This window comes from Bradyrhizobium sp. (genome assembly GCF_019244115.1).
In the GTDB taxonomy this organism is placed as follows: domain Bacteria; phylum Pseudomonadota; class Alphaproteobacteria; order Rhizobiales; family Xanthobacteraceae; genus Bradyrhizobium.
This window is the reverse complement of sequence record NZ_JAFATE010000767.1, coordinates 1-5,651: the sequence shown is the minus strand read 5'-3', so window position 1 is coordinate 5,651 and position 5,651 is coordinate 1. Positions and strand designations below refer to the sequence as shown.

Below are 5,651 nucleotides of genomic sequence, written 5' to 3'. Positions count from 1 at the left end.
CAACCCGTCCAACACCAATGACGTCGTCGGCGAATATGCCAGGGGCGACCGCGCGCAGACCGAAAAGGCCATTGCGGCGGCCAAAGCTGCCTTTCCGGCCTGGTCACGCTCGACCCCGCAGGAGCGCTATGACGCGCTGAACAAGGTCGCGACCGAGATCTTGGCGCGCCGGGAAGAGCTCGGAAAACTGCTTGCGCGCGAGGAAGGCAAGACGCTGCCGGAGGGCATCGGCGAGGTGGCGCGCGCCGGCCAGATCTTTGCGTTCTTTGCCGGCGAGGCGCTGCGCCTCACCGGCGAAAAAGGATCTTCGGTGCGTCCCGGCATCGATGTCGAGATCACGCGCGAGGGCCTCGGCGTCGTCGGCTTGATCACGCCGTGGAATTTCCCGATCGCGATCCCGGCCTGGAAGATCGCGCCCGCGCTCTGCTACGGCAACACGGTCGTGTTCAAGCCGGCCGAGCTGGTGCCCGGCTCGGGGCATGCGCTCTCCGAGATCATCGCGCGGGCGGGCCTGCCGGCCGGCGTGTTCAATCTGGTGGTCGGCTCCGGCTCGGTGGTCGGCCAGACGCTGCTCGAACATCCGGATGTTTCGGCGATCTCGTTCACCGGCTCGGTTTCCACGGGCCGCAAGATCGCGCAGGCCTGCGTGCTGTCGACGCCGATGAAGAAGTTCCAGCTCGAGATGGGCGGCAAGAATCCTCTGGTCGTGCTCGACGACGCCGACCTCAAGGTCGCGGTCGAGGTCGCGGTCAATGGCTCCTATTTCTCGACCGGCCAGCGCTGCACCGCCTCCTCGCGGCTCATCGTCACCGCCGGCATCCATGATCGCTTCGTCGAGGCGCTCACGGAACGGATGAAGGGCCTCGTCGTCGACGATGCGCTCAAGAGCGGCGTGCATGTCGGCCCCGTGGTCGATCAGAGCCAGCTCGACCAGGACCTGCGTTACTTGAAGATCGGCCAGGACGAGGGCGCCAAGCTGCATTGGGGCGGCGAGCTCTTGAACCGCGAAGCGCCCGGCTTCTACATGCAGCCGGCGCTGTTCACCGGGGTTACCAACGCGATGCGGATCGCGCGCGAGGAGATCTTTGGGCCCGTAGCCGGCGTCATCAAGGCCAGGGATTATGAGGAAGCGCTGGCGATCGCCAACGACACCGAGTTCGGGCTCGCCGCCGGCGTCTGCACGTCAAGCCTGAAATACGCCTCGCACTTCAAGCGCAACAGCGAGGCCGGCATGGTGATGGTCAACCTGCCGACCGCCGGTGTCGACTACCACGTGCCGTTCGGCGGCCGCAAAGGTTCGAGCTACGGCGCGCGCGAGCAGGGCGCCTATGCCCGCGAGTTCTACACCACGGTCAAGACGGCCTACACCAATCCGGACTGAGTTCAGGTTCAGTCTGATTAACAGGCCGTCCCTCAGACTCGTCATGCCCGGCCCTGTGCCGGGCATCCACGTCTTGCTTTTCCGACGTTTCAAAGACGTGGATGGCCGGGACAAGCCCGGCCATGACGACGGAGAAACGTCGGTGGCAACGTGTGCTGGCAAATGATCGTCTACGACAGCCGCATGTCCAGCAGCCTGCGGCCTTCGTTCTTCAAGAGCTTCTTCACCGCGCTGGAGGCGACGACCTCGCCGTCATTGGCAAAGGCTTCGTGGTTCCTCTCGATGTCGTCGAGGCGATAGAGATAGTTGACCATGATGCCGGCGGATTCGCGCAGGCCCTTCGGCGAGAGATCGCCGAGCCAGTTGATCCGCTCCAGCCGCGCGCCGTTGCCGAGATGGAAGCGCGCGACGGGATCGATCACCCGGCCCTTGGGATTGCGCGCCCTGAGGAAGTAATAGGCCGCGAGCGGCTCGAGCACGACGCGCAGCTCCGCCTCGACATCGGGGTTGGCGTGCCAGTCCGCCTCGTCGAGCTGCTTTAGGGCCTCGCGATCGTCTTCCGAGAGCGGAAGGTCGCTGTCCTGCTTCAGCCACTGCCGGAAGGTAGGCACCGGCGACAGCGTGACGAAGGTGTCGAGTTTTGGCAGCTCGCGGCGCAGTTCCTCGACCACCTGTTTGATCAGGAAGTTGCCGAAGGTAATGCCGCCGAGCCCGCGCTGGGTGTTGGAGATCGAATAGAACACCGCGGTGCGCGCACGCTCGATCGGCACCAGCTCCCGCTCGACCGCGAGCAGCGGGGCGATCGCCGACGGGATCTGCTCCGTCAATGCCACCTCGACGAAGATCAGCGGCGCGTCCGCCATTGCCGGATGGAAGAACGCGTAGCAGCGGCGGTCGACCGGATCGAGGCGCCGGCGCAAATCATCCCAGTCGTGGATTTCGTGCACTGCCTCGTAGCGGATGATCTGCTCCAGAATGTTGGCGGGTGTCGACCAGTCGATCCTGCGCAGCACGAGAAACCCTCGGTTGAACCATGAGGACAACAGATGCACGACGTCCCGGTCGAGCGCGGCGAGGCCCTTGTGGCCGTTCAGCAATGACAGGAGGTCGGCGCGCATGGCGACGAGATCGCCGGTGCCGCCCGGTGCGCGATTGAGGCGGCGGATCAGCTCCTGCCGCCGCGGCTCGGAGGCGAAATGCAATTCGCCGCCATTGCCGTCGCCCGGGTTCTCGCGCCAGGCCTCGATCGCCTTCGCGACCCGCTCCTTGTCCGGACCGAAATCGCGGACCAGCGTCTCGAAGAAAATGCGCCGCTCGGCGGTGTCGAGGTCGTGATAGCGGTCCAGCACCTCGCGTGCCATCGCGGTTCCGGAGGCTTCGCCCCGGCCGGACAGCAGCGCCTCGCACAGCTCGATCAGGCCGGAAGCATCGGGCTTGTCGTCGGACGGTGCGCCGCGGCGGAGCAGCGTGCGGCCGCGTTCGGAAATGGTCGCAAGCAGGTCGGAAAAGAAGGCGTTGGCCATGTTTTTTGAATCGAATCCCCAGAACGGAACGGGGATATCCTATATCCGATTTATGGCAGAACCGGTCACAATCAAGCGCCCAAAAAGCCGTCATCAAGGGTTGCAGGTGGAAGCTTTCCTCACGCCCGCCGCGAAAATTCCGTCGGGGTCTTGCCGGTGATGCGCCGGAAGGCGTGGGAGAAGGCCGGCACGCTGGCATAGCCGAGCTCGGCGGCGAGCTGCTTGACCTGGACATTGCCGTTGGTGGAGAGGCGCTCGATCGCGGACGCGATCCGCGCCCGCTGGCACCAGCTCTTGAAGCTGAGTTCGGTCTCCGCGGCAAACAGCCGTGACAGCGTGCGCACCGACGTGCCGACCTCGCGCGCCAGATGCTCGATCTCGTGGGCCTGTGCCGGTCCGGACAGCACGATCTCGGCGGCGCGCCGGCAGCGCGGCTCCTGGGGCAGCGGCATGAAGGTGGTCGAATCCTCCGCCCGGTGCAGTTCGAGGATGATCAGCTGGACCAGCAGCTCGGTACGCTCCACCGTGTCGCGCGCATCGAACAGGGCCAGGATCGCCTGGTGCAGCAGAGGCGAGACCCGCACCACGAACTCGGAGGCGAGACTCTTGCTGCGCGGCGCGCGCGCGAGCCATGACAGCTCGAAATACAGCGTCCGCATCTCGATGTCGGCGAGCACGTCGATGGCGTGGGGCAGTCCACCAGGCACCCACACCGCGCGGTCCGGCGGCACCAGCCAGCGGCCGCGCGGGGTGGTGACCTGCATCGTGCCCTTCGCCGCATAGACCAGTTGCGCCTCGCGGTGCAGGTGCGGATCGAGCCGCACGCCCTTGCGGTAGTTTTGCGCCACCAGATGCACGCCATCGCCGGTCGCGCGATGGCGGCCCTTGACCTCGGCGATTGGCTTCTCCACGACAATCATTGGCGACATCCCGTCAGGCTCCGGACATATAACCTAAGTGGAAAGCACGAGGAAATCGTCCATGAACAGTCCGGGCCGGGTGATCGGCTTCGTCAATGCCGCCCATTTCATCGACCACTATGCGATGCTGATCTTCGCCGCCGCCGTCATCATCATGGGACCGGCGCTCGGCATGGCCTATTCGGAACTGTTGCCCTATGCGACGCCGGGCTTTGTTGCCTTCGGCGCCGGCTCGCTCCTGACCGGCTGGCTCGGCGACCGCTGGAGCCGGCGCCACATGATGGTGATCTTCTTCCTCGGCATCGGCGCCTCGATGATCGCGGTCGGCCTGGTGCAGACGCCGCTGCAGCTCGGCGCCGCGCTGCTGGCGATCGGCCTGTTCGCCTCGATCTATCATCCCGTCGGCACCGCGATGATCGTGTCCTATGCAGACAAGCTCGGACGTGAAATGGGGCTGAACGGCGTGTTCGGCAATCTCGGCGTCGCCTCCTCCGCGCTGGTCACCGGCGTGATCGGGCAATATCTTGGCTGGCGCTTTGCCTTCATCATTCCCGGTGCGGTCACGATGCTGGTCGGGGCGACTTTCGCCGCAACCGTCGTGCATGAAGACCGCAAGGGGACGAAACAGGCGGCCGCGCAGGCGCGGGTTGCGAAAGAGGACATGTGGCGGGTGATTCTGGCGTTGCTGATCGTGGTGATCGCGGTCTCCACGACGTTCAACGCCGTCACCGTGGCGCTGCCAAAACTGTTCGCCGAACGGCTCGCCGATCTCACCAAAAGCCCGGCGCTGCTCGGCGTGATCGCGGCCTGCGTATACGTGTTCGGCGCGATGACGCAATACACCATCGGCAAGCTCTTGGACCGCCATTCGCTGAAGACGGTGGCGCTGCCGCTGTCCTTCATGCTGGCGCCGTTTCTTTATCTCGCAGCGACCCTCTCCAACCTGCCTTTGATCCTGGTCTCGATCGGCATCGTGATGGGCGCGTTCGGCCAGGTCACGGTCAACGATGCCATGATCGGCAAATACACCACCGAGGAATGGCGCTCGCGCGCCTACGCGGTGCGCTATTTCGTCGGCTTCACCGCGGCCGGCGCCTCCGTCGGCCTGGTCGCCTGGCTGTACCAGCAGGGCGGTTTCACCACCATGCTGCACGCGTTCGCGGCGATCTGCGTGCTGTCCATCATTGCCGCGCTCATCCTGCCGCGCGAGATCCGAGTGCCCGCGCCGGCTGGTAGGGTGGGTTAGCGGCCGCCGTGGTTCGACCTGTCCGGTGAGGTTGCTGCGCGACGGCGGTCGCCTAACCCACCCTACGTCTGCTGATTTTCATAAACCAGCTTGACTTTTCTCCGAATCAGAAGCATGATCTGCGCCGTCCCGCCTCGGCAAGAGGGGCGTATGCGCTATCGTCACGACACGTGAGGCGGGATGCGATGGACGCGGTCATGTCGGCGCGCAAGCTTTGCGCGGACGACTGATGTGATCGCGGACGGTGAAGTCGTATGGTCCTGACACCCCGACGCTGGTGTCAAGTCCGCGAGCCGACGAGGCTCTCGGGCGACGGGGGCAAACAAGCCCGGTCCCCGGGGAGAGTACGAAGTAAGCCGTAAAACCATCGCGCAGGGAATGCCGGATGATTCGGCTGAACCTGTGGTAACTGCCGCCTGCGTTTTTTTGCTGCAGGCGGGCCATGGGTTGCGGCCAGCACCCGGCATTCCCCATAGGCGTTAAGTTTGGTCTTGCGTATTGGAAACGCTCGTGATTCCAACACGAGATGAGTCACGAATCACTTGTAAACGAAGACTGGACGAGAGTGGTTTCCCGGCTTG

Annotated in this window: 4 protein-coding genes; 2 read left to right on the top strand and 2 right to left on the bottom strand. The window is 64.8% G+C overall.

Features of this window, described 5'->3' with window-relative positions:
• Nucleotides 1-1,381, top strand: a 1,381-nt coding sequence (locus tag JOZ76_RS32830; RefSeq protein WP_291705537.1) for an aldehyde dehydrogenase family protein, incomplete at its 5' end; no start/stop codon positions are given.
• Between the two features lie 170 nt (nt 1,382-1,551).
• On the opposite strand, the gene JOZ76_RS32825 is transcribed toward JOZ76_RS32830, so the two are convergent.
• Nucleotides 1,552-2,904 (bottom strand): malonyl-CoA decarboxylase, encoded by a 1,353-nt coding sequence (locus tag JOZ76_RS32825; RefSeq protein ID WP_291705536.1) that lies wholly within the window; start codon nt 2,902-2,904, stop codon nt 1,552-1,554.
• A 119-nt stretch (nt 2,905-3,023) separates the two neighbouring features.
• Entirely contained in the window at nt 3,024-3,824 is an 801-nt protein-coding gene (locus JOZ76_RS32820; RefSeq protein ID WP_291705538.1) for an AraC family transcriptional regulator, read from the bottom strand.
• Nucleotides 3,825-3,885: 61 nt separating this feature from the next.
• Between JOZ76_RS32820 and JOZ76_RS32815 the strand changes: the two genes are divergently transcribed.
• A complete protein-coding gene (locus JOZ76_RS32815) occupies nt 3,886-5,070 on the top strand; it encodes an MFS transporter (RefSeq protein ID WP_291705535.1) in 1,185 nt (394 codons plus the stop codon).
• The last annotated feature ends 581 nt before the right edge of the window (nt 5,071-5,651 follow it).